Annotated in this window: 22 protein-coding genes; 17 read left to right on the top strand and 5 right to left on the bottom strand. The window is 60.8% G+C overall.

What is annotated here, in order from left to right; translation table 11 throughout:
• Positions 1-19 precede the first annotated feature (19 nt).
• From soxR to AACY44_RS02120, 9 genes are all read left to right on the top strand, one after another.
• Positions 20-469 (top strand): redox-sensitive transcriptional activator SoxR, encoded by a 450-nt coding sequence (gene soxR / locus AACY44_RS02160; protein WP_339414607.1) that lies wholly within the window; start codon positions 20-22, stop codon positions 467-469.
• Between the two features lie 228 nt (positions 470-697).
• Entirely contained in the window at positions 698-1,900 is a 1,203-nt protein-coding gene (locus AACY44_RS02155) for a PepSY-associated TM helix domain-containing protein (protein WP_339414608.1), read from the top strand.
• Complete coding sequence (locus AACY44_RS02150; protein ID WP_339414609.1) at positions 1,897-2,433, top strand: thiamine pyrophosphate-binding protein; 537 nt, start codon at positions 1,897-1,899, stop codon at positions 2,431-2,433. The genes AACY44_RS02155 and AACY44_RS02150 overlap by 4 nt, the downstream gene beginning before the upstream one ends.
• Positions 2,430-2,759 carry a hypothetical protein gene (locus AACY44_RS02145; RefSeq protein WP_370467889.1) on the top strand — a complete coding sequence of 110 codons (330 nt, stop codon included), beginning with the start codon at positions 2,430-2,432 and terminating at the stop codon, positions 2,757-2,759. Before AACY44_RS02150 ends, AACY44_RS02145 begins: the two co-directional genes overlap by 4 nt.
• Positions 2,756-3,316, top strand: coding sequence for a DUF6162 family protein (locus tag AACY44_RS02140; RefSeq protein WP_339414611.1), 561 nt, complete (start codon positions 2,756-2,758; stop codon positions 3,314-3,316). The genes AACY44_RS02145 and AACY44_RS02140 overlap by 4 nt, the downstream gene beginning before the upstream one ends.
• 19 nt (positions 3,317-3,335) lie before the next feature.
• Positions 3,336-4,268 carry a metal ABC transporter substrate-binding protein gene (locus AACY44_RS02135; protein ID WP_339414612.1) on the top strand — a complete coding sequence of 311 codons (933 nt, stop codon included), beginning with the start codon at positions 3,336-3,338 and terminating at the stop codon, positions 4,266-4,268.
• Positions 4,265-5,011, top strand: a complete 747-nt coding sequence (locus AACY44_RS02130) for a metal ABC transporter ATP-binding protein (protein WP_339414613.1) — start codon at positions 4,265-4,267, stop codon at positions 5,009-5,011. Before AACY44_RS02135 ends, AACY44_RS02130 begins: the two co-directional genes overlap by 4 nt.
• Entirely contained in the window at positions 5,008-5,907 is a 900-nt protein-coding gene (locus tag AACY44_RS02125; RefSeq protein WP_339414614.1) for a metal ABC transporter permease, read from the top strand. The genes AACY44_RS02130 and AACY44_RS02125 overlap by 4 nt, the downstream gene beginning before the upstream one ends.
• The gene (locus AACY44_RS02120) at positions 5,907-6,866 is read left to right on the top strand and encodes a metal ABC transporter solute-binding protein, Zn/Mn family (protein ID WP_339427805.1); all 960 of its coding nucleotides are present in this window, start codon (positions 5,907-5,909) and stop codon (positions 6,864-6,866) included. The genes AACY44_RS02125 and AACY44_RS02120 overlap by 1 nt, the downstream gene beginning before the upstream one ends.
• Positions 6,867-6,931: 65 nt before the next feature.
• Here the strand turns inward: AACY44_RS02120 and AACY44_RS02115 are convergent, their stop codons facing one another.
• Positions 6,932-7,645 (bottom strand): UTRA domain-containing protein, encoded by a 714-nt coding sequence (locus AACY44_RS02115; RefSeq protein WP_339414616.1) that lies wholly within the window; start codon positions 7,643-7,645, stop codon positions 6,932-6,934.
• A 347-nt stretch (positions 7,646-7,992) separates the two neighbouring features.
• On the opposite strand from AACY44_RS02115, the gene AACY44_RS02110 reads away from it, so the two are divergent.
• The 6 genes from AACY44_RS02110 (at position 7,993) to AACY44_RS02085 (ending at position 13,344) form a co-directional block, all read left to right on the top strand.
• Positions 7,993-9,069: an ABC transporter substrate-binding protein gene (locus AACY44_RS02110; RefSeq protein WP_049709160.1), complete on the top strand. Its 1,077-nt coding sequence runs from the start codon at positions 7,993-7,995 to the stop codon at positions 9,067-9,069.
• A 179-nt stretch (positions 9,070-9,248) separates the two neighbouring features.
• Positions 9,249-10,055: an alkaline phosphatase family protein gene (locus AACY44_RS02105; protein ID WP_339414617.1), complete on the top strand. Its 807-nt coding sequence runs from the start codon at positions 9,249-9,251 to the stop codon at positions 10,053-10,055.
• Positions 10,052-10,888: an ABC transporter permease gene (locus AACY44_RS02100; RefSeq protein WP_370468011.1), complete on the top strand. Its 837-nt coding sequence runs from the start codon at positions 10,052-10,054 to the stop codon at positions 10,886-10,888. Before AACY44_RS02105 ends, AACY44_RS02100 begins: the two co-directional genes overlap by 4 nt.
• Positions 10,875-11,675 (top strand): ABC transporter permease, encoded by an 801-nt coding sequence (locus tag AACY44_RS02095; protein ID WP_339414619.1) that lies wholly within the window; start codon positions 10,875-10,877, stop codon positions 11,673-11,675. Before AACY44_RS02100 ends, AACY44_RS02095 begins: the two co-directional genes overlap by 14 nt.
• Positions 11,672-12,661, top strand: coding sequence for an ABC transporter ATP-binding protein (locus AACY44_RS02090; protein WP_339438569.1), 990 nt, complete (start codon positions 11,672-11,674; stop codon positions 12,659-12,661). The genes AACY44_RS02095 and AACY44_RS02090 overlap by 4 nt, the downstream gene beginning before the upstream one ends.
• Before the next feature lie 29 nt (positions 12,662-12,690).
• Positions 12,691-13,344 (top strand): HAD family hydrolase, encoded by a 654-nt coding sequence (locus AACY44_RS02085; protein WP_339529715.1) that lies wholly within the window; start codon positions 12,691-12,693, stop codon positions 13,342-13,344.
• A 130-nt stretch (positions 13,345-13,474) separates the two neighbouring features.
• On the opposite strand, the gene AACY44_RS02080 is transcribed toward AACY44_RS02085, so the two are convergent.
• On the bottom strand, positions 13,475-14,437 hold the full coding sequence (locus AACY44_RS02080; protein ID WP_339414622.1) for a zinc-binding dehydrogenase: 963 nt from the start codon (positions 14,435-14,437) through the stop codon (positions 13,475-13,477).
• Positions 14,438-14,575: 138 nt separating this feature from the next.
• On the opposite strand from AACY44_RS02080, the gene AACY44_RS02075 reads away from it, so the two are divergent.
• Together AACY44_RS02075 and AACY44_RS02070 are read left to right on the top strand one after the other, a co-directional pair.
• Entirely contained in the window at positions 14,576-16,657 is a 2,082-nt protein-coding gene (locus AACY44_RS02075) for a carboxy terminal-processing peptidase (RefSeq protein ID WP_339414623.1), read from the top strand.
• 118 nt (positions 16,658-16,775) lie between these two features.
• Positions 16,776-18,545 carry a bifunctional diguanylate cyclase/phosphodiesterase gene (locus AACY44_RS02070; protein ID WP_065872617.1) on the top strand — a complete coding sequence of 590 codons (1,770 nt, stop codon included), beginning with the start codon at positions 16,776-16,778 and terminating at the stop codon, positions 18,543-18,545.
• Here AACY44_RS02070 and AACY44_RS02065 read toward each other — a convergent pair.
• From AACY44_RS02065 to AACY44_RS02055, 3 genes are all read right to left on the bottom strand, one after another.
• The gene (locus AACY44_RS02065; protein ID WP_005786715.1) at positions 18,542-18,913 is read right to left on the bottom strand and encodes a hypothetical protein; all 372 of its coding nucleotides are present in this window, start codon (positions 18,911-18,913) and stop codon (positions 18,542-18,544) included. The genes AACY44_RS02070 and AACY44_RS02065 overlap by 4 nt on opposite strands.
• Entirely contained in the window at positions 18,910-19,248 is a 339-nt protein-coding gene (locus AACY44_RS02060; protein ID WP_339529713.1) for a helix-turn-helix domain-containing protein, read from the bottom strand. Before AACY44_RS02060 ends, AACY44_RS02065 begins: the two co-directional genes overlap by 4 nt.
• A 94-nt stretch (positions 19,249-19,342) precedes the next feature.
• Positions 19,343-19,801, bottom strand: coding sequence for a YkvA family protein (locus AACY44_RS02055; RefSeq protein ID WP_339414625.1), 459 nt, complete (start codon positions 19,799-19,801; stop codon positions 19,343-19,345).
• Between the last annotated feature and the right edge of the window lie 26 nt (positions 19,802-19,827).

The following is a 19,827-nucleotide window of genomic DNA, read 5'->3' as shown; positions in this document are numbered from 1 at the left end:
GGTGTTTGGGGGTTTTTGCATGATGACTAAAGAACTCACCGTCGGCCAGTTGGCGGCGCGCAGCGGTGTGGCCGTCACGGCCCTGCACTTCTACGAGGCCAAGGGGCTGATCAAGAGCAATCGCACCGAGGGCAACCAACGCCGTTATCCACGGGATGTGTTGCGGCGCGTGGTGGTGATCAAGATCGCCCAGCGCCTGGGGATTCCGCTGGCAACCATTGGTGACGCGTTGCAAACCTTGCCGGATGGACGCACGCCCAACGCTCAGGATTGGGAGCGGTTGTCGGCGCTGTGGCGGGAGGACCTGGATGAGCGCATCAATAAGCTGATGCTACTGCGGGACAAACTCAGTGGTTGTATTGGCTGTGGGTGCCTGTCGATGGAAGCGTGCCCGTTGCGTAATCGGGATGATCAGCTCGGTGAGCGCGGGCCGGGGGCGCAGCTGCTGGAGCCCACCACACAACGCTGAAGTGATAACCCAGCGTTCACATTTGGATAGAGGTGTGTCAGGGGTTGGCTTGCAGGTGCAGGCGTTCGAACGGCTGAATTTGAACCTGAAACATTTTCTTTCATATCTGGCTTAGGGATTTCTCATTCTCATCCGTCTTAACTTAGATACAGCCTGTCGCGTCAGCAAAAGCTACGACCGGCCTTTTCTGGGCCTTTACTGCCCCTTCCGATCAAGACCCTCATTCACATGTCGAAGAAGTCACGCTCCAAACTCTGGTTTCTCGTGCATAGCTGGCTGGCATTGCCCATCTGGTTTTTTGTACTGATCGTCTGCGTCACCGGCACCCTGGCGGTGGTCAGCCAGGAGATCGTCTGGCTGGCCAACCCGGATATCCGTGCGAGCAAGCCGACGGACGACGCCGAGCCACTGAGCTACGACCAAGTGATCGCCGCGATCAAGCGCGAAGAGCCCCAGGTGTTCGTCCAGTCGATCAGCCGGCCCGACGAATCCCATTTCGCCCTCAGCGTCGACCTCAGCTACCCCGACGGGCGTTCCGTGGAGGTTTACGTCAACCCTTACACCGGAGCGATCCAGGGCATCAGCCCGTCCTTCAACTTTCAGCAATTCACACGCGCCCTGCACGGCTGGTGGCTGGTGCCGTTTACCAATGGCTACAGCTGGGGCTGGTATTTGGTGTCGGCGCTCGGCATCCCGCTGCTGGCGTCGCTGGTCACCGGATTGGTGGTGTACAAGAAGTTCTGGAAGGGTTTCCTGCGCCCGACCCTGCGCGTGCGCCATGGCGCGCGGATATTCTGGGGGGATTTCCACCGCTTGAGCGGTATCTGGTCAATCTGGTTTATCGCAGTGATTTCTGTCACCGGTATCTGGTTCTTGATCCGGGCGATCCTGGGCGACAACCAGATTTCGATTTCCACTGAACCCGTCATCCCAGTGATCGCCCGGGAGAAAGTGCCGATGTCGGCGCCAGGCGTGCCAGCGCCGATGATCCCGGTAGACGAGGCGATCAAGATCGCCACCCAGCGTATTCCTGGCCTGGAGCCGAGTTTCATCAGCCTGCCGCTCAATGCCTACAGCCACCTGCAGATTGGCGGGCGGGGCTGGTACCCACTGATGTTCCAGACCGCGCAAATCAACCCGTATGACGGCGAAGTCGCTGCGGCGCATTTGCTGTCCGACCGTTCAAAGCTGGAGTTCGTCACCGAATCCATGCGCCCGCTGCACACCGGCGACTTTGGCGGGCTGTGGATCAAACTGATCTGGGCGTTCTTCGGCCTTGTCATGAGCATGATGGTGTTGAGCGGCCTGCTGATCTGGACCAAGCGCACCGCCCTGGCCACCCTCAATGCGCTCAAGCGTGAAGCCAAGGCCCCGCGCAAGCCTGTTTCCATCCCGGCAAGGCAGGCTGAAACCTCGCAGGCCCAAACATGAGCAAGGTCGCTACCGCAAAGCCATCGCCGCTGCGAGCCTTCTGGCTGAAATGGCGTTTCCACATCAATGTGCTGTTGTTGCTCGTGCCCCTGGGCTTCATGCCCAAGTACTTCGCCGACGCGGCGCTGTTTCGCGGCGACACCGGCATCGGCGAGCGCGTGGCCGGTGAAGTGCAGGTCGGGCCCTGGAGCCTGACCCTCGCCGAATTTCGTAATGAAGGCCCGCGCCCAGACCCGGCCGGCCCGATGAAGTTTTTCAACGCTGCCCTGTGCGCCACCTGCGCCGACCAGGTCAAGGCCACCTACCTGCGTATCGGTAAGCCGCGCAGCCTGCGGGCCGCCGGGGTGATCTTCTTCGGTACGCCGTACCGCATGGGCGCTGCCCTGCCGATCCCGGAACGCACACCAGCCGACGCCGAACTGTGGGTCACCATGGAAGGCTGGGACGGGGCTATGCACCAGGGCTCCATCCCGTTGAACCAGGCCTCGCCTGCCACCATTGCCTGGCTGAACAAGCAAGGAGTTAAACCATGACTTTGATGCGCCTGACCCGCGCCTGTGCCGTCCTATTGGCGTGCGCCGGTTTCAGTACCGTCACCCTGGCCCACAACCCGATGTGCGAGTGCAAGGAAATTCCCGGCGAGCAGGTCCAGTGCAAAGGCGGTTTCTCTGACGGTAGCGGCGCGCCCGGCGTGACCCTGGACGTGATCGGCTATGACGAAACCATCCTGGTGCCCGGCAAGCTTGGCGAAGACTCGACCCTAACTTTCAAGAAGCCGTCCGCCGAGTTCTATGTGCTGTTTGATGCAGGCCCGGGCCACGTGGTGGAAATCGACCAAGCGGATATCCAGCCGCAATGAGTACCACACAGGTTGTACGCCCCGCCGGTGCCGGTCACGAAACCCTCTACGTGCTGCTGTTGTGCCTGATCATCCTTGCGGTGGCCGGCACGGTGGTGGCCCTGCACGGTGAAACCCAGGAAGTCGCGGCCGTGCCCAGCCACCAGTTGGACGCCCGTCGCGACCTGAGCGCCGCCGAGCAAGGCATCTACGCCGACCTGCGAGTGACCCTGGATGAGATCCAGCTGTTGCAGCAGGAGCAAAGCGCGCTTCCCACACCGGCGCATCTGGCCGAAGAAGGCTTCGCGCCGTTTGCCCAGGACGCCAGCTCGGTCAGCCGTGGCGATCATCGCTGGCAGTTGCTGGAACCCTCGGCCTACCTGGGGTTGAGCCAAGTGCCCGGCACCAGCGGCTCGCTGCTCATGCGCGTGCACGGTGCCGAACCGGATATCTGGCTCAACCGGCAAGCCAACCTCGCCGCCCCTTCCGACCTCACTGACCAGGCGCTGATCGCGGCCGGCTGGCAGCAGGTGGTCGCGCAATTCGATGCCGGCGTCACACGCCAGCACCGTCACTGAACGAGAAGACCGATTGCCCATGTCTATTTCATCTCCCCTGTTGCGCCTGTTGCTGGTTGGCCTGTTCAGCCTGATGCTCGCCCCCCTGGCCAATGCACTCTCTAACCCAGAGCCGGCTAAACGCCTGCGTATCGGCATCACGCTTCACCCTTACTACAGCTATGTGGCCAATATCGTCGGCGACAAGGCCCAGGTGGTGCCGCTGATTCCGGCCGGTTTCAACCCGCATGCCTACGAGCCGCGCGCCGAGGACATCAAGCGCATCGGCACCCTGGACGTGATCGTGCTCAACGGCGTCGGCCATGATGATTTCGCCGACCGCATGATCGCCACCAGCGAGCGCCCGGATATTCCCGTGATCGAAGCCAACGCCAATGTGCCGCTGCTGGCCGCCACCGGGAACGCTGCGCGCGGTGCGGGCAAGGTGGTCAACCCGCACACCTTCCTGTCGATCAGCGCATCGATTGCCCAGGTCAACAACATCGCCCGCGAGCTGGGCAAGCTCGACCCGGACAACGCCAAGACCTACACCCAGAACGCCCGCGCCTACGGCAAGCGCCTGCGCCAGATGCGCGCCGATGCCCTGGCCAAGTTGACCAGCGCGCCCAACCCGGACCTGCGCGTGGCCACCGTGCACGCGGCCTACGACTACCTGCTGCGCGAATTCGGCCTGGAAGTCACCGCCGTGGTCGAACCGGCCCACGGCATTGAGCCAAGCCCCAGCCAGTTGAAGAAAACCATTGATGAACTACGCGCCCTGGACGTGAAGGTAATCTTCTCGGAGATGGACTTCCCGTCCACCTACGTCGACACCATCCAGCGTGAGTCCGGGGTCAAGCTGTACCCGCTGTCGCATATTTCCTACGGCGAATACAGCGCTGAAAAGTACGAAGTGGAAATGACCGGCAACCTCAACACCGTGGTCCGCGCAATCCAGGAGTCCGGGTCATGACCGCGGCGCAGCAACTGAATGCGGTCAGCGTCGGTCCGACGCTGGCGTTCGACAAGGTGTCACTGACCCTGGGTCGCACCGTGATCCTTGATGACGTGAGTTTTCAGGTACAGCCGGGCAGCATCCATGCGCTGGTCGGCCCCAACGGCGGTGGCAAAAGCTCGCTGATCAAGACCCTGCTGGGGCAAACGCCGCATCAGGGACGGCTGAGTCTGCATTGGCCGACCACGCCCGGCACCATCGGTTATGTGCCTCAGGCCCTGGAGTTCGACCGTGGTTTGCCGATGACCGTTGATGATTTCATGGCGGCCATGTGTCAACGGCGCCCTGCATTTCTTGGCCTGTCAAAACATTATGCCGGCGCGATGGGTGATGCGCTCGAGCGCGTTGGCATGCAGGACAAACGCAAGCGGCGCATGGGTGCCCTGTCCGGCGGTGAACGCCAGCGCGTGTTGTTGGCCCAGGGATTGATACCGGCGCCGCAACTGCTGGTACTGGATGAACCGATGTCGGCGCTCGACGAAGCCGGAATCCAAGTGTTCGAACGCCTACTGAGTGACTGGCGTCTGGCAGGGATCACCGTGCTGTGGATCGAGCATGACCTGGAAGCCGTGGGCCGCCTGGCCGACCGCGTCACAGGCCTGAACCGCCGCGTGCTGTTCGACGCCACGCCCAACGAGGCGCTGACCCCGGATCGCCTGCTGACCCTGTTCTCCACCCACCCTCGGAGCCCGGCGCAATGAGTTATGAAGCCTTTCGCTTGATGGTCCAGGGCTGGGCCTCTTCCGGTTATCTGCCGGAGGCACTGGCCTACGGGTTTGTGGTCAACGCACTGCTCGCCGGTCTGTTGATCGGCCCAGTGCTGGGTGGTTTGGGCACGCTGGTGGTGGTCAAGCGCTTCGCGTTTTTCTCCGAAGCGGTCGGCCATGCCGCGCTGACCGGCGTGGCCGTGGGCATTCTGCTGGGCGAACCCTACACCGGACCCTATGGCAGCCTGTTCGGCTACTGCCTGCTGTTCGGCATTCTGCTCAACTACCTGCGCAACCGAACCGGCCTGGCGCCGGACACCTTGATCGGTGTGTTTCTGTCGGTGTCACTGGCATTGGGTGCGAGCCTGTTGCTGATCCTGGCCGGCAAGATCAACGTGCATATTCTGGAGAACGTGCTGTTCGGCTCGGTGCTGACGGTCAATGGCAATGACTTGCTGGTGCTGGCGATTGTCGGCTCGTTGGTGATGGCCCTGGCCTTGCCGCTGTACAACCGCATCATGCTGGCCAGCTTTAACCCGCAACTGGCGGCAGTGCGCGGGGTGGCGGTGAAGACCCTGGATTACTTGTTCGTGATTCTGGTGACACTGATCACCGTCGCGGCGGTGAAGGTCATCGGCGCGATCCTGGTAGGCGCGCTGTTGGTGATTCCGGCCGCAGCGGCGCGCCTGCTGAGCCAGTCGCTCAAGGGGTTCTTCTGGGTCTCGGTGGTGATCGCCACCGTCAGCACACTGTGCGGGATCCTGCTGCCGATCATCTTCGACCTGCCGATCCCATCCGGCGCCGCGATCATTCTGGTTGCCGGTATCGCCTTCGCCCTGGCCGCCATCGCGCGCGGCACGGTGCCCAGCCTCAAGGGGAATTTTGGATAATGCGTCCTGTCTTTCGTCCATTGGCCCTGGCCATCGCTTATTTGATTAGCACTTCGGCACTGGCTGTCGACGGTGCAGAACCCAAGACCCTCAAAATCCATCCCGGACTGGGTCACGCCGCACTGAGCAAGGCCAAGTCTGTACAACCGGTGAAGGTCCTTGCCTCGCTGCCGATCACCTACGGCCTGGCCGAGGTGCTGCTCAAAGGCACCAATGTACAGTTGGAGCGCGCCGCCCCGGCCAACCTGCCGGGTTCGCGGCAGGTGTCCTACTTCACCGGTCGTGGCGCGCCGGCATTGAGCGCGTTGGCGCTGGACGCCGACGCCACTATTGGCCTGCGCTCGCTGTGGGCCGATGACCCGCTGTACCCAGTGGCGCGCCGCAGCAATATCCGCATCGTCGAAGTCGACGCCGCCCGCCCGGTGGACGGCGGCTTGCCGGGCATCGCCGTGCAGCCTGGCGTCACCGATGGTTTGAACAGCCAGCCATGGCAGTCGAGTAACAATATGGGACGCATGGCCGATGTATTGGCCGCGGACCTGAGCCGCCTGGCCCCCGACGCCAAGCCGACGATCGACGCCAACCTTGCCGCCCTCAAGCAGCGCCTGCTCAAACTCAGCGCCGACAGCGAAGCGCGGCTGGCCAAGGCGGATAACCTCAGCGTGGTCAGCCTTAGCGACCACTTTGCGTATCTGGTCAGCAGTTTGAACCTGGAAGTGCTCAGCACCGATGCCCGGCCAGACGCCGACTGGACGCCTGAGGCGTTGCAGAAACTCAGCGCCGAGTTGAAGGACAACGATGTCGCGGTGGTGCTGCATCATCGTCAGCCGAGTGAAGCGGTGAGGGCCGCTGTTGCGGCGGGGGGAGCGGGATTGTTGGTACTGAATGTCGACGGTGCAGAGCCGGTGACGGAGTTGGAGACCAATGTGGATCAGGTGATCACGGCACTCACCCCCTGACGACCCACCGATCGGTCATGCCTGGCACGGTTCAACTGTGGTGTGTCATTCAGCACGGTGCGCGGCTACACAACATCCACGCCGACGTGGATGGCATCATGCCGCCAGAACTCCAGGTCGCAGTCGATCAGCCTATGGTGCTGGTCATAATTGACCCGGGCTATCCGCAAGCCCGGGCTGCCGACCGACACGCGCAACGCAGCGGCAGCCTCTACCGGCAGTGACGTCGGCACGATCTCGAAACGCACCCGACCATAGTGCAAGTCGTACTTGCGCGCATACAGTTCGGTCATCGACAGGTTCAGGTCGCAGTCCAGAATGCCCGGAAAATACTTCGGGTTCAGGTAGTGCTCCACATACAACACCAAACGCCCATCAATCCGCCGGCCCCGGCAGATCTGGATCACGCGGGACAACGCCGGCAACTGCAACCACGCACACACCGCCGCCGACGCCGGTTGCATCCGTGCAGAGATCACTTCAGTGGATGCCACTCGCCCCTGGTCACCGACCATGGCGTGAAAGTGGCTGCGCTGCATCAGGTTGTAGGCCAGCCGTGGCGGCGAGACAAACCAGCCGCGACGTTCCTCACGATAGATCTGCCCTTGGGCCTCCAGTTGTAACAAGGCTTCCCGCACGGTAATCCGGGTGGTACCAAACAACTCGCTGAGCTTGCGTTCGGCGGGCAGTTTGCTTGCAGGCGGCAGCAGGCCATGGTCGATCTGCTCTTGCAGCGCCAGGCCGATGGATGTCACCGCCTTGATTGCCTCATCACGCATCAACGTTACCTATCTGGACTAGACCAGCACCGATCAGGTGCACAAACCGCTTCGTAATTGGGCTTGCGCTGCTGCCTGCCAGCCTAGGCATTACAGATGACCGACAGATGACAGTCCGCGTCGATCCCGCGCAGCACACCCTGCAATACATCGGCCAAGTCCAACCGTAGCGGGCACTTGGACGTGGTCTACGCTAAGCCTGCGCGCTGCGACATCTGCGCTTTGAAAACGACATCGACATGAAACTGTCATCCATCGCGTCTAGATTGGCTCAGGTATTGCTCTGACCTAGACCAACAACACCGTAGAAAAAACCGCCGCGTTGAAAACGCCCAAAGGAGCTTCGGATGAAACAGCTTTTCCTGGCATCACTGTTAGGCTCGACCATTGCCATGTGCACCGCCGCAATGGCCGCTGATACCGATCTAAAAACTCTGGAAGCCGCCGCGAAAGCGGAAGGCGCCGTCAACAGCGTCGGCATGCCCGATGACTGGGCCAACTGGAAAGGCACCTGGGAAGACCTGGCCAAGACCTACGGCCTCAAGCACATCGACACCGACATGAGCTCGGCCCAGGAAATCGCCAAGTTCAAGGCCGAAAAAGACAACGCCAGTGCCGATATCGGCGACGTGGGCGCGGCCTTCGGCCCGATTGCGGTGAAGCAGGAAGTCACCCAGCCGTATAAACCGTCCACCTGGGCCCAGATTCCAGATTGGGCGAAAGACAAAGACGGTCACTGGGCCCTGGCCTACACCGGCACCATCGCGTTTATCGTCAACAAAAAGCTGCTGCACGGTTCCGAGGTGCCTACCAGTTGGGCTGACCTGCAGACCGGCAAATACAAAGTGTCCGTCGGTGACGTAAGCACCGCGGCCCAGGCCTCCAACGCGGTACTCGCCGCCGCCATCGCCAACAAAGGCGACGAGAAGAACATCGCCCCAGGCCTGCAATTTTTCACCAAAATAGCCCAGCAAGGCCGTCTCGGCCTCTCCAACCCGACCATCGCCACCATGGAAAAAGGCGAAGTCGAAGTGGGTATCGTCTGGGACTTCAACGGCCTCAGCTACAAGGCCAAGATGGCCAACCCGGATGACTACGTGGTGCTGATCCCATCGGACGGTTCGGTTAAATCCGGCTACACCACCATCATCAACAAATACGCCAAGCACCCGAACGCCGCCAAGCTGACTCGCGAATACATCTTCAGCGATGCCGGCCAGCTCAACCTGGCGAAAGGCAACGCACGTCCGATCCGCGCGGAAACCGACCTGAAACTGCCAGCCGATATCGCCAAGAACCTGATCCCGGGCGAGCAGTACACCAAGGCCAACCCACAGCCGATCAAGGACGCGGATGCTTGGGAAGCGACTTCCAAGAAGCTGCCTCAGCTGTGGAACGAGCAGGTCATCGTAGAGATGAAGTAATCAGGCTCCCGGCCTGAAATGCAGTCAGTGTGGGAGCTGGCTTGCCTGCGATAGCGGTCTGACATTCAACATCTGTGTCGATTGATGCACCGCCATCGCAGGCAAGCCAGCTCCCACATTTTGACCCGGTTGCGCCAGAGAAATTGAGTCAAGCCTACTGTTGCGGAGCGCCAGCCCCCATGAAGCACAATGTCATCCTTGTGGTGCTCGACGGCCTGAACTTCGAGGTTGCCCGGCACGCCATGGGGCACTTGCAGGCCTATGTCGGCGCAGGACGCGCAGCCCTCTACAAACTGGAATGTGAACTGCCCGCCCTGTCCCGCCCGTTGTATGAATGCATCCTCAGCGGCGTGCCTCCGATCCAGAGCGGCATCGTGCACAACAATGTCTCGCGCCTGTCCACCCAGCGCAGCATTTTCCATTACGCCACCGACGCAGGCCTTACCACTGCGGCGGCGGCCTACCACTGGGTCAGCGAGTTGTATAACCGCACGCCCTTTATTGCCACCCGCGACCGTCATACCGACGACAAGGCGCTGGCGATCCAGCACGGGCATTTCTACTGGAATGACCACTACCCGGATTCCCACTTGTTCGCCGACGCCGAAAGCCTGCGCCTCAAACACACGCCGAATTTTTTGGTGGTTCACCCGATGAACATCGACGACGCCGGCCACAAGCACGGCCTCGACACCGCGCAATACCGCAACAGCGCACGCTCGGCCGACATCATCCTGGCTGATTACCTGCAAGCCTGGCTCGACGCCGGCTACCAGGTCCTGGTGACCGCCGACCACGGCATGAACAACGACCGCTCTCATAACGGCCTGTTGCCCGAAGAACGCGAAGTACCACTGTTTGTGCTCGGCGATGCGTTCAGCCTGGACACCACTGCCACGCCGAAACAAACCGACCTCTGCGGCACCGTCTGCGAACTGCTCGGCGTGCCCCACGACAAACCTGTATGCCGGGAGCTGTTGAAATGACCCGTGGCAAATGGCTGGCACTGCTGTGCCTGGTGCCTTTCGCACTGTTCTTTATCGTGTTCGAGATTGCCCCGCTCGTTTGGGTACTGATCAACAGCCTGCAGACCGAAGAAGCCGGCTGGGGCCTGGAAAACTTCGTACGCATCTTCAGCTCGAAGTTCTACCTGCAAGCCATTCAGTTCAGCCTGGAGATCAGCTTCTACTCCAGCATTTTCGGGATCATCATCGCCACGCTGGGCAGCTACTCGTTGCGCCGGGTGGATTCGCCGCTGCGCAATTTCGTCACCGCCTTCGCCAACATGACCAGCAACTTCGCCGGCGTGCCACTGGCGTTCGCGTTCATCATCCTGCTGGGCTTCAACGGCAGCATCACCATCATGCTCAAGCAGGCGGGGATCATTCAGGACTTCAACCTGTATTCCAAAACCGGGTTAATCATCCTCTATACCTACTTCCAGATTCCGCTCGGCGTGTTGCTGCTGTATCCGGCCTTCGACGCGCTGCGCGAAGACTGGCGTGAGTCGGCCGCCTTGCTCGGCGCGAATGGCTGGCAGTTCTGGCGGCATATCGGCCTGCCGGTGCTCACCCCTGCCCTGCTCGGTACGTTCGTGATTCTGCTGGCGAATGCCTTGGGCGCCTACGCCACTGTCTACGCATTGACTACCGGCAACTTCAACGTGCTGCCGATCCGCATCGCGGGCCTGGTGTCCGGCGATGTGTCCCTCGACCCGAACATGGCCAGCGCCCTGGCCGCGGTGCTGGTGGCGCTGATGACCGTGGTCACCGTGGTCCATCAACTGCTGCTCAAGAGGAGCTACCATGTCTCGCGCTGAAGCCGGCCCGGCCTCCCTCTACCATCGGGTAGTGGTGTGGTTGTTATTTGCGATCCTGGTGTTGCCGCTGGTGGGCACTTTTGTCTACTCCATTGCCAGCAGTTGGTCGGCGACCATTCTGCCCGCCGGTTTTACCCTGAAATGGTACGTGCAGCTGTGGAGCGACCCGCGCTTCTTGATAGCCTTTGGGCAATCGCTGCTGGTGTGCGTGGGGGCGCTGATCCTGTCGGTGGTGTTGATTCTGCCGCTGCTGTTCGTGGTGCATTACCACTTCCCCAAGCTTGATGCGCTGATGAACATCCTCATCCTGCTGCCCTTTGCGGTGCCACCGGTGGTGTCGTCGGTGGGCTTGCTGCAACTTTATGGCTCCGGGCCGCTGGCAATGGTCGGTACCCCGTGGATCCTGATCGGCTGCTACTTCACCGTAGCCTTGCCGTTCATGTACCGGGCGATCACCAACAACTTGCAAGCCATCAACCTGCGCGACCTGATGGACGCTTCACAATTACTCGGCGCCAGCACCTGGCAGGCCGCGATCTTTGTGGTGCTGCCGAATTTGCGCAAAGGCCTGATGGTCGCGCTGTTGCTGTCGTTTTCGTTCCTGTTCGGTGAGTTCGTGTTTGCCAACATCCTGGTGGGCACCCGCTACGAAACCCTGCAGGTGTACCTGAACAATATGCGCAACACCAGCGGCCACTTCACCAGTGCCGTCGTGATTTCCTATTTCTTCTTTGTGCTGGTGCTGACCTGGGCCGCCAACATCTTGAACAAGGACAAAAGCCAATGAGCTTCGTCAGCGTCCAACACCTGCAAAAAGGCTACGCCGGCACCCCGGTGTTCAGTGATATCAACTGCGAGATCGCCAAGGGTGAGTTCGTCACCCTGCTCGGCCCGTCCGGTTGCGGCAAGTCCACGCTGCTACGCTGCATCGCCGGCCTGACCTCGGTGGACAGAGGAAAAATTCTGCTGGATGGGCAGGACATCGTCCCGCTGAGCCCGCAGAAACGAAACATCGGCATGGTGTTCCAGAGCTATGCGTTGTTCCCCAACATGACCGTGGAACAAAACGTCGCCTTCGGCCTGCGCATGCAAAAGGTCAACGCCGACGACAGCCATAAGCGCGTGCAGGAAGTGCTGCAACTGGTGGAGCTCAAGGACCTCGCCGGCCGCTACCCGCACCAGATGTCCGGTGGCCAGTGCCAGCGCGTGGCGCTCGCACGTTCACTGGTTACCCGCCCGCGCCTGCTGCTGCTGGATGAGCCGCTGTCGGCGTTGGATGCACGCATTCGCAAGCACCTGCGCGAACAAATCCGCCAGATCCAGCGCGAGCTGGGGTTGACCACGATCTTCGTGACCCATGACCAGGAAGAAGCCCTGACCATGTCCGACCGCATCTTCCTGATGAACCAGGGCAAGATCGTGCAAAGCGGGGATGCCGAAACCCTCTACACAGCCCCCGTCGACGTGTTCGCCGCAGGTTTCATCGGCAACTACAACCTGCTGGACGCCGACAAGGCCACGCAACTGCTGCAACGTCCTTTCAACAGCCGCATCGCGATTCGCCCGGAGGCCATCGAGCTCAGCCGCACGGGCGAGCTGGATGCCCTGGTGCGCAGCCACAGCCTGCTGGGCAACGTGATTCGCTACCGCATCGAAGCGCGCGGCGTGGAATTGGTGGTGGACGTGCTCAACCGCTCGGCCGACGATCTGCACGCTGACGGGCAACGCCTGGCACTTACCATCGACCCAAGCGCCCTGTGTGAAGTAGCCTGATGCAACGTTTTATTGAGAGAGCATGACCGATGGCATTGGTAATTTTTGATCTGGACGACACGTTGATCCATGGCGACTGCGCCACCCTGTGGAGCGAGCAGATGGGCCGCCTGGGCTGGGTCGACCCTGAGTCGTTCATGCGCAAGAACAATGAACTGATGGACGCCTACAGCCAGGGCAAGTTGTTGATGGAAGACTTCATGGACTTCAGCCTGGAGCCGATGATCGGCCGCACGCCGGAGGAAATCGAGCATCTGGTGGAGCCGTGGGTCGAGGACGTGATCGAACCGTTGATCTACAGCGACGCCACCAAGACCATCGCCCGCCACCGTGCGAATGGCGACCGGATTCTAGTGATTTCCGCATCGGGCACGCATCTGGTTACGCCGATTGCGGCGCGGATCGGCATTGATGAAGTGCTGGGGATCAACCTTGACGTCAGCCATGGTGTGTACAGCGGACGGACGGTGGGTGTGCTGACGTATCGCGAGGGCAAGATCACCCGACTGATGGAGTGGCTTGAGCAGGAAGGCGAATCGCTGGAAGGCGCGTACTTCTATTCGGACTCGCGCAATGATTTGCCATTGCTGCTGAAGGTGGATCATCCGCAGGTGGTGAACCCGGATCCGGTGTTGCGTTCCCACGCGGAACAAGCTGGCTGGCCGATCCACCACTGGACCTGATTCAACAGAGATCAAAATGTGGGAGCGGGCTTGCTCGCGAAGGCGGTGTGTCAGATGAAACATTCTTCACAGATATCCCGCCTTCGCGAGCAAGCCCGCTCCCACGTTTGGACTGCACTCCAAATTGAGATCAGTTCAACGTTTCATCAATCACAACCACCAACTTCCCGGAAATCTGATTGGTCGCCAACTCGGCGAACGCCGCCTCGGCATCCCCGATCGGAAAGGTCTTGGCCAGTTGCGGGCTCAACCGCCCTTCAACAAACAACGGCCAAACATGCTGGCTCAGATCACTGAACAGGTCCGCCTTGAACTGATCACTGCGGCTTCGCAGGGTCGAGCCCAACAGTTGAATACGCTTGCCGAGCACCTGCGCCAAGTCCAACTGCGCGTCGCGCCCGCCCATCAATCCGATCAACACCCAGCGCCCATCCAGCGCCAGCAGCTTGAGGTCCAGGGCTGCATAGCTGCCACCGACCGGGTCGAGGATCACATCGAACGGCCCGAAATCCCGCAGGCCTTCGATCCCGTCAGTACGCACCACGCCGCCTTGGGCGCCCAATGCCTCACAGTAGGCCAAGCGTTCCGCCGAGCCGACGCTGACCCAGCACGGGCTGCCAAACGCCTTGCACAGCTGGATCGCCGCCGAGCCCACGCCACTGGCGCCGGCATGCAACAACACTTTCTCGCCCGGCTTGAGGCTGGCCAGCTGGAACAGATTGAGCCACGCCGTGCTGTACACCTCAGGCAACGCCGCCGCTTCGATCAGCGACAAGCCCTCCGGGACAGGCAGCACATGCCGCGCGTCCACCACCACCTCTTCGGCCATGCCACCCCCGGCCAGCAGCGCGCAAACGCGGTCGCCGACTTGCCAGGATGAACCCGCCCCCACTTCGCTGATCACCCCGGAACACTCCAGGCCCAGCACGTGGCTGGCGCCCGGCGGGGGCGGATAAAGCCCTGCGCGCTGCAATAAATCCGCGCGATTGAGGCCCGCTGCCGCCACGCGAATGCGAACTTGGCCTACATCGCAGGTAGGACTGGCTTCTTCCAACCACTCCACATGACCGTCAACGCCTTGCAATGCTTTCACAGTGCCTCCATAGTGAGTCTGGACTGAGCCCGTAGCTGTATCGCCGGGCTTTTTGCATTATGCGACCGGACCATATGGAACCGGCTCCCTCAAAGACGGCCTAATATGCGTTATCAATTGCCCCCGCGTCGAATCAGCATGAAGCATTTGTTCCCCAGCACCGCCCTCGCTCTTTTCATTGGTCTCGGCTTCGCGTCGATGTCGACCAATACGTTCGCAGCCAACAGCTGGGACAAACTTCAGCCGGATCGCGATGAGGTGATTGCCAGCCTTAACGTCGTCGAGTTGCTCAAGCGTCATCACTACAGCAAGCCGCCTCTGGACGACGCTCGTTCGGTGATCATCTATGAGAGCTACCTCAAGCTGCTGGATCCGTCGCGCAGCTACTTCCTGGCCAGCGATATCGCCGAGTTCGACAAGTGGAAGACGCAGTTCGACGACTTCCTCAAGAGCGGCGACCTGCAGCCCAGTTTCACCATCTACAAGCGTTACCTGGACCGCGTCAAAGCGCGTCTGGACTTCGCCCTGGGTGAGTTGAACAAAGGCGTCGACAAGCTCGACTTCACCCAGAAGGAAACCCTTCTGGTGGACCGCAAGGACGCCCCTTGGCTGACCAGCACCGCCGCGCTTGACGACCTGTGGCGCAAACGCGTCAAGGACGAAGTGCTGCGTTTGAAGATCGCAGGCAAAGAACCAAAGGCGATTCAAGAGCTGTTGACCAAGCGCTACAAGAATCAATTGGCGCGTCTGGACCAGACCCGTGCCGAAGATATCTTCCAGGCCTACATCAACACGTTCGCGATGTCCTACGACCCGCACACCAATTATCTGTCGCCAGATAACGCGGAAAATTTCGATATCAACATGAGTCTGTCGCTGGAGGGCATCGGTGCCGTCCTGCAAAGCGACAATGACCAGGTCAAGATCGTGCGTCTGGTGCCGGCAGGTCCGGCAGACAAGACCAAGCAGGTCGCCCCGGCTGACAAGATCATCGGTGTGGCCCAGGGCGACAAAGAGATGGTCGATGTGGTCGGCTGGCGCCTCGACGAAGTGGTCAAGCTGATCCGTGGGCCGAAAGGCAGCGTGGTGCGCCTGGAAGTGATTCCGCACACCAATGCACCAAACGACCAGACCAGCAAGATCGTGTCGATCACCCGTGAAGCGGTGAAGCTCGAAGACCAGGCCGTGCAGAAGAAAGTCCTCAACCTCAAGCAGGATGGCAAGGACTACAAGCTGGGCGTGATTGAAATCCCGGCCTTCTACCTGGACTTCAAGGCCTTCCGTGCTGGCGATCCGGACTACAAGTCCACCACCCGCGACGTTAAGAAAATCCTGACCGAGCTGCAGAAGGAAAAAGTCGACGGCGTGGTCATCGACCTGCGCAACAACGGCGGCGGCTCCCTGCAAGAAGCCACCGAGCTGACCAGCCTGTTTATCGACAAGGGCCCGACTGTGTTGGTACGCAACGCTGACGGCCGTGTCGACGTGCTTGAAGACGAGAACCCAGGCGCGTTCTACAAAGGCCCGATGGCATTGCTGGTCAATCGCCTCTCGGCGTCGGCCTCGGAGATTTTCGCCGGTGCCATGCAGGACTACCACCGCGCCTTGATCATCGGCGGCCAGACCTTCGGCAAAGGCACCGTGCAGACCATCCAGCCGCTGAACCATGGCGAACTGAAGCTCACGCTGGCCAAGTTCTACCGGGTTTCCGGGCAGAGCACCCAGCATCAGGGCGTACTGCCGGACATCGATTTCCCGTCGATCATCGACACCAAGGAAATCGGCGAAAGCGCCTTGCCGGAAGCCATGCAGTGGGACACCATCCGCCCTGCGATCAAGCCGGCGTTGGATCCGTTCAAGCCGTTCCTGGCGCAGTTGAAGGCTGACCACGACACCCGCTCCGCCAAGGATGCCGAGTTCGTGTTCATCCGCGACAAGCTGGGCCTGGCCAAGAAGCTGATGGAAGAAAAAACCGTCAGCCTGAACGAAGTGGACCGTCGCGCGCAGCACTCCGACATCGAGAACAAGCAGCTTGTACTGGAAAACATCCGCCGCAAGGCCAAGGGTGAAGATCCACTCAAGGAGCTTAAGAAAGAAGACGAAGATGCGCTGCCAGCCGAGGCTGACAAAACCAAGCCGGAAGATGACGCCTACCTGGCCGAGACTGGCAGGATCCTGCTGGACTACCTGAAGATCACCAAGCAGGTGGCCAAACAGTAAACGATGGCGATTTAATGTGATCGCTCCTCGGAGTGTCATCATATAGACATCATTCTGTCGTGAAATGAAGGACCGCAGGTTTTCAGCCTGCGGTCCTTTTTTTTCGATCGAGATCGCCATGACCATGACAGAACAGCTGAATGCACTGGGCTCTATCCTGGCTCAAGGCAGTGTGCACAGCCTGTTCCAACCGATCATCAGCCTGTCCGAACGGCGCATCCTCGGCTACGAAGCCCTCAGTCGCGGCCCGTCCAACAGCCCGCTGCACTCCCCCGTCGCCCTGTTCTCGATTGCCAGCCAGGCCGGGCGCCTCAGCGAACTGGAGATCGCGTGCCGCGAAAGTGCCTGCCGGCGCTTCAGCGAGCAGAAGTTACCGGGCAAGCTGTTCCTCAACGTATCGCCACAATCGCTGATGGAAACCGCGCACCAACCGGGACGCACCTTGCAACTGCTGCATGACTTCGGCATCCCACCGAGCCAGGTGGTGATCGAACTCACTGAGCAAACCCCCACCAACGATATCGACCTGCTGCAAACTGCCTTGCACCACTACCGCAACATGGGTTTCTCGATTGCCCTGGATGACTTGGGCGCTGGGTATTCCAGCCTGCGGCTGTGGTCGGAGTTGCGCCCGGATTACGTGAAGATCGACCGGCACTTCATCGACGGCATTCATCAGGATGCGCTCAAGCGCGAGTTTGTCGGTTCCATCCTGCAAATCGCCAGGGCTTCGCGCGCCCAAGTGATCGCCGAAGGCATCGAGCTGCCCGAGGAGCTGGCGGTGCTGACGGAGATGGGCGTCGACCTGGTCCAAGGCTACCTGCTCTGCCGCCCGCAGGAACAACCGCCGCAGGAAGCACGGCTGATGTTACCCAAGCCCGACAGTGCCAACGTGGCACTGAACGATGAAGCCAGTGACCTCAGCGCCTTGCTCAGTGAACAACCGGCGGTAGACCAGGACACCGCCACCGCCCAAGTGCTCGAAGCGTTTCGTCGCCAGGCCAACCTCAATTCCCTGGCCGTACTGGATGGGCGCGGGCACCCGATCGGCATCGTCCACCGGCATTCGCTGTCAGATGCGCTGCTCAAGCCGTTCGCCACCGACCTGTTTGCGCGCAAGCCCATCAGCCGCTTGATGAGTACCGACTTTCTGGCGGTGGAGCTGAGCCAGTCCCTGCAACAGGTCAGTCGCTTGCTCACCAGCCGCGCACGGCAACGCATCGAAGAAGATTTCATTATTACGCTCAATGGCGACTACTTGGGCCTGGGCCGAGTGATCGACGTACTCAAGCTGATCACCGAGCTGAAAATCCAGCAAGCGCGCTACGCCAACCCACTCACCCTATTACCGGGCAACGTGCCGATCCAGCAATGCCTCACGCGCTTGCTGCAACAACAGCGCGAATCGGTGATCTGCTACGTGGATATCGACAGTTTCAAGCCGTTCAACGATATCTACGGCTACGGGCGCGGGGATGAGGTGTTGTTGTGCCTGGCGCAGTGCTTGAACGACCGCGTAGACCCTAGCCGCGACTTTGTCGGGCACATCGGTGGCGATGACTTTTTGTTGGTACTGGGCCCACAGGACTGGCGCAAACGGCTCAATCAACTGCTGGATGACTTCCACACCCAATGCCGGCGTTTCTACCGCGCTGAACACCTTGATGCCGGCTGTTTCGTGGCACTGAACCGCCAAGGCGTGCGTCAGGAATTTGCGCTGCTGTCGCTGTCCATCGGTGTCGTGCATTTGTATCCACAGGCCTGTGGACAACTCGATGCCAGTCAGTTGGCGGAGCTGGCGTCGCAAGCCAAACATCACGCCAAGAATGTCGCCGGCTACAGCATCCATGTGATCGACAGCATGGACACCTTGTCCCCGGCGCTCTAGGCCTCGGCAGACTCCGGGTACTCGTATTCGAATACCCGCACCACTTCCGAGGCGTGCCAGGAGGCCGCGGCCACACCGTCGGATGGCCCGCTGAATCGCCCCAGGCGCTCCACACATTCAAAGAAACCGGTACGCGGCAGGCGGCTGGCGCCCTGGCTGATCACCAGCGAGCTGCGCAACGGCTGCTCGGCCTTGGCGTCCAGCGCGGCCAGGTGTTCCAGGGCGGCGGCCAGGGTTTGCATGGCCGGCGTGGGGAACTGCAAGCGCTCCAGCAACGCGCGGTAAGTCAACAGATGGCGCTGGCGGCGCGCCTGGTCCAGTTCATTGAGTAACCCATCCCAGTGTTGACGACTGATACGTAGGCTCAAGATTCATCCCTCCAACCTGCAACGCCCAATTCCCAGGCCAGGCTGCGAAGGATCGCCGCATCCGGCTGGCGCTCACCACTTTCAATCAATCCGAGATACGAGGGGCTGATACCCACGGTGCGGGCCAGGGTCTCGACCGCCAGGCCTTTGGCTTCGCGCAGGTCGCGCAAGTCTGCGAGCGGGCGCAGACCCTGCTCGGGAGCGGCTTGGGCAGTAGAAGAAGGAGGTGGCGAAGGTTGTTGCTGACCGGCAGCTTTTAGCAGCGCCTGATACTGATCCCATGGCAACACCGCGTATTCGGGTTCGCCATTCCGTGAAATTATCTGAATATCCATGACTGCCCCGTAGGATAACAACACTTACTGAGTAAGCTCTTTCCTTAGGAGTGTAATCCTAACAGCCACAAAGGTCGCAGGGGGATATGCCGTGTCATCCGTTTTTTTGCGGGTTTTCCTTGGCCAACAGGGCTGGCGTCGCTGGCAGACGCTCAACCACGGCGAGCTTTTCCGGACGCTGGGCGTCACGCCAGGCGCGAAAAGCGCTCAGTTCGCCGTCCAGGGTCTTCATGACCCATGCCAGCACGGCGATGTCGTCGAGCATGCCGAACATGGGTATAAAGTCCGGGATCGCGTCAATCGGGCTCAGGAAATACATCAGCCCTGCGACCACTGAAATCAGCGCCTTGGGACTGATTGCGCGGTACTCGCCACGCCAGTAGGCCAGGCATAGGGCCTGGAGCAACTTGAAGTCATCCTTGAGCTTGCCCAGGCGATTGCCCTGGCTGGAGCCTTTGGCGGCGACAGCGAACAGCAGCGTCGGTAAACGCCCACGACCCAGCAGGCGTGCGGCGATGGGCAGGAAACGGGTGAAATTGAAGGGTGGTTTCATCTGTCACTCCAGTTCCAGTCAACATA

Origin of the sequence: Pseudomonas sp. RA_15y_Pfl1_P11, from assembly GCF_963970975.1 — a bacterium.
GTDB lineage: Bacteria > Pseudomonadota > Gammaproteobacteria > Pseudomonadales > Pseudomonadaceae > Aquipseudomonas > Aquipseudomonas tritici.
The sequence above is the reverse complement of the archived record's forward strand: the minus strand, read 5'-3'. Positions and strand labels throughout refer to the sequence as shown.

Bases quoted from the DNA above. Each gene is read 5' to 3' on its own strand.
- AACY44_RS02060 (WP_339529713.1), bottom strand. From the start codon at position 19,248: ATGGATATTCAGATAATTTCACGGAATGGCGAACCCGAATACGCGGTG.
- AACY44_RS02135 (WP_339414612.1), top strand. From the start codon at position 3,336: ATGTCTATTTCATCTCCCCTGTTGCGCCTGTTGCTGGTTGGCCTGTTC.
- AACY44_RS02115 (WP_339414616.1), bottom strand. From the start codon at position 7,645: ATGCGTGATGAGGCAATCAAGGCGGTGACATCCATCGGCCTGGCGCTG.
- AACY44_RS02110 (WP_049709160.1), top strand. From the start codon at position 7,993: ATGAAACAGCTTTTCCTGGCATCACTGTTAGGCTCGACCATTGCCATG.
- AACY44_RS02150 (WP_339414609.1), top strand. From the start codon at position 1,897: ATGAGCAAGGTCGCTACCGCAAAGCCATCGCCGCTGCGAGCCTTCTGG.
- AACY44_RS02105 (WP_339414617.1), top strand. From the start codon at position 9,249: ATGAAGCACAATGTCATCCTTGTGGTGCTCGACGGCCTGAACTTCGAG.
- AACY44_RS02120 (WP_339427805.1), top strand. From the start codon at position 5,907: ATGCGTCCTGTCTTTCGTCCATTGGCCCTGGCCATCGCTTATTTGATT.
- AACY44_RS02100 (WP_370468011.1), top strand. From the start codon at position 10,052: ATGACCCGTGGCAAATGGCTGGCACTGCTGTGCCTGGTGCCTTTCGCA.
- AACY44_RS02055 (WP_339414625.1), bottom strand. From the start codon at position 19,801: ATGAAACCACCCTTCAATTTCACCCGTTTCCTGCCCATCGCCGCACGC.
- AACY44_RS02125 (WP_339414614.1), top strand. From the start codon at position 5,008: ATGAGTTATGAAGCCTTTCGCTTGATGGTCCAGGGCTGGGCCTCTTCC.
- AACY44_RS02140 (WP_339414611.1), top strand. From the start codon at position 2,756: ATGAGTACCACACAGGTTGTACGCCCCGCCGGTGCCGGTCACGAAACC.
- AACY44_RS02070 (WP_065872617.1), top strand. From the start codon at position 16,776: ATGACCATGACAGAACAGCTGAATGCACTGGGCTCTATCCTGGCTCAA.
- AACY44_RS02145 (WP_370467889.1), top strand. From the start codon at position 2,430: ATGACTTTGATGCGCCTGACCCGCGCCTGTGCCGTCCTATTGGCGTGC.
- AACY44_RS02095 (WP_339414619.1), top strand. From the start codon at position 10,875: ATGTCTCGCGCTGAAGCCGGCCCGGCCTCCCTCTACCATCGGGTAGTG.
- AACY44_RS02155 (WP_339414608.1), top strand. From the start codon at position 698: ATGTCGAAGAAGTCACGCTCCAAACTCTGGTTTCTCGTGCATAGCTGG.
- AACY44_RS02085 (WP_339529715.1), top strand. From the start codon at position 12,691: ATGGCATTGGTAATTTTTGATCTGGACGACACGTTGATCCATGGCGAC.
- AACY44_RS02090 (WP_339438569.1), top strand. From the start codon at position 11,672: ATGAGCTTCGTCAGCGTCCAACACCTGCAAAAAGGCTACGCCGGCACC.
- soxR (WP_339414607.1), top strand. From the start codon at position 20: ATGATGACTAAAGAACTCACCGTCGGCCAGTTGGCGGCGCGCAGCGGT.
- AACY44_RS02130 (WP_339414613.1), top strand. From the start codon at position 4,265: ATGACCGCGGCGCAGCAACTGAATGCGGTCAGCGTCGGTCCGACGCTG.
- AACY44_RS02075 (WP_339414623.1), top strand. From the start codon at position 14,576: ATGAAGCATTTGTTCCCCAGCACCGCCCTCGCTCTTTTCATTGGTCTC.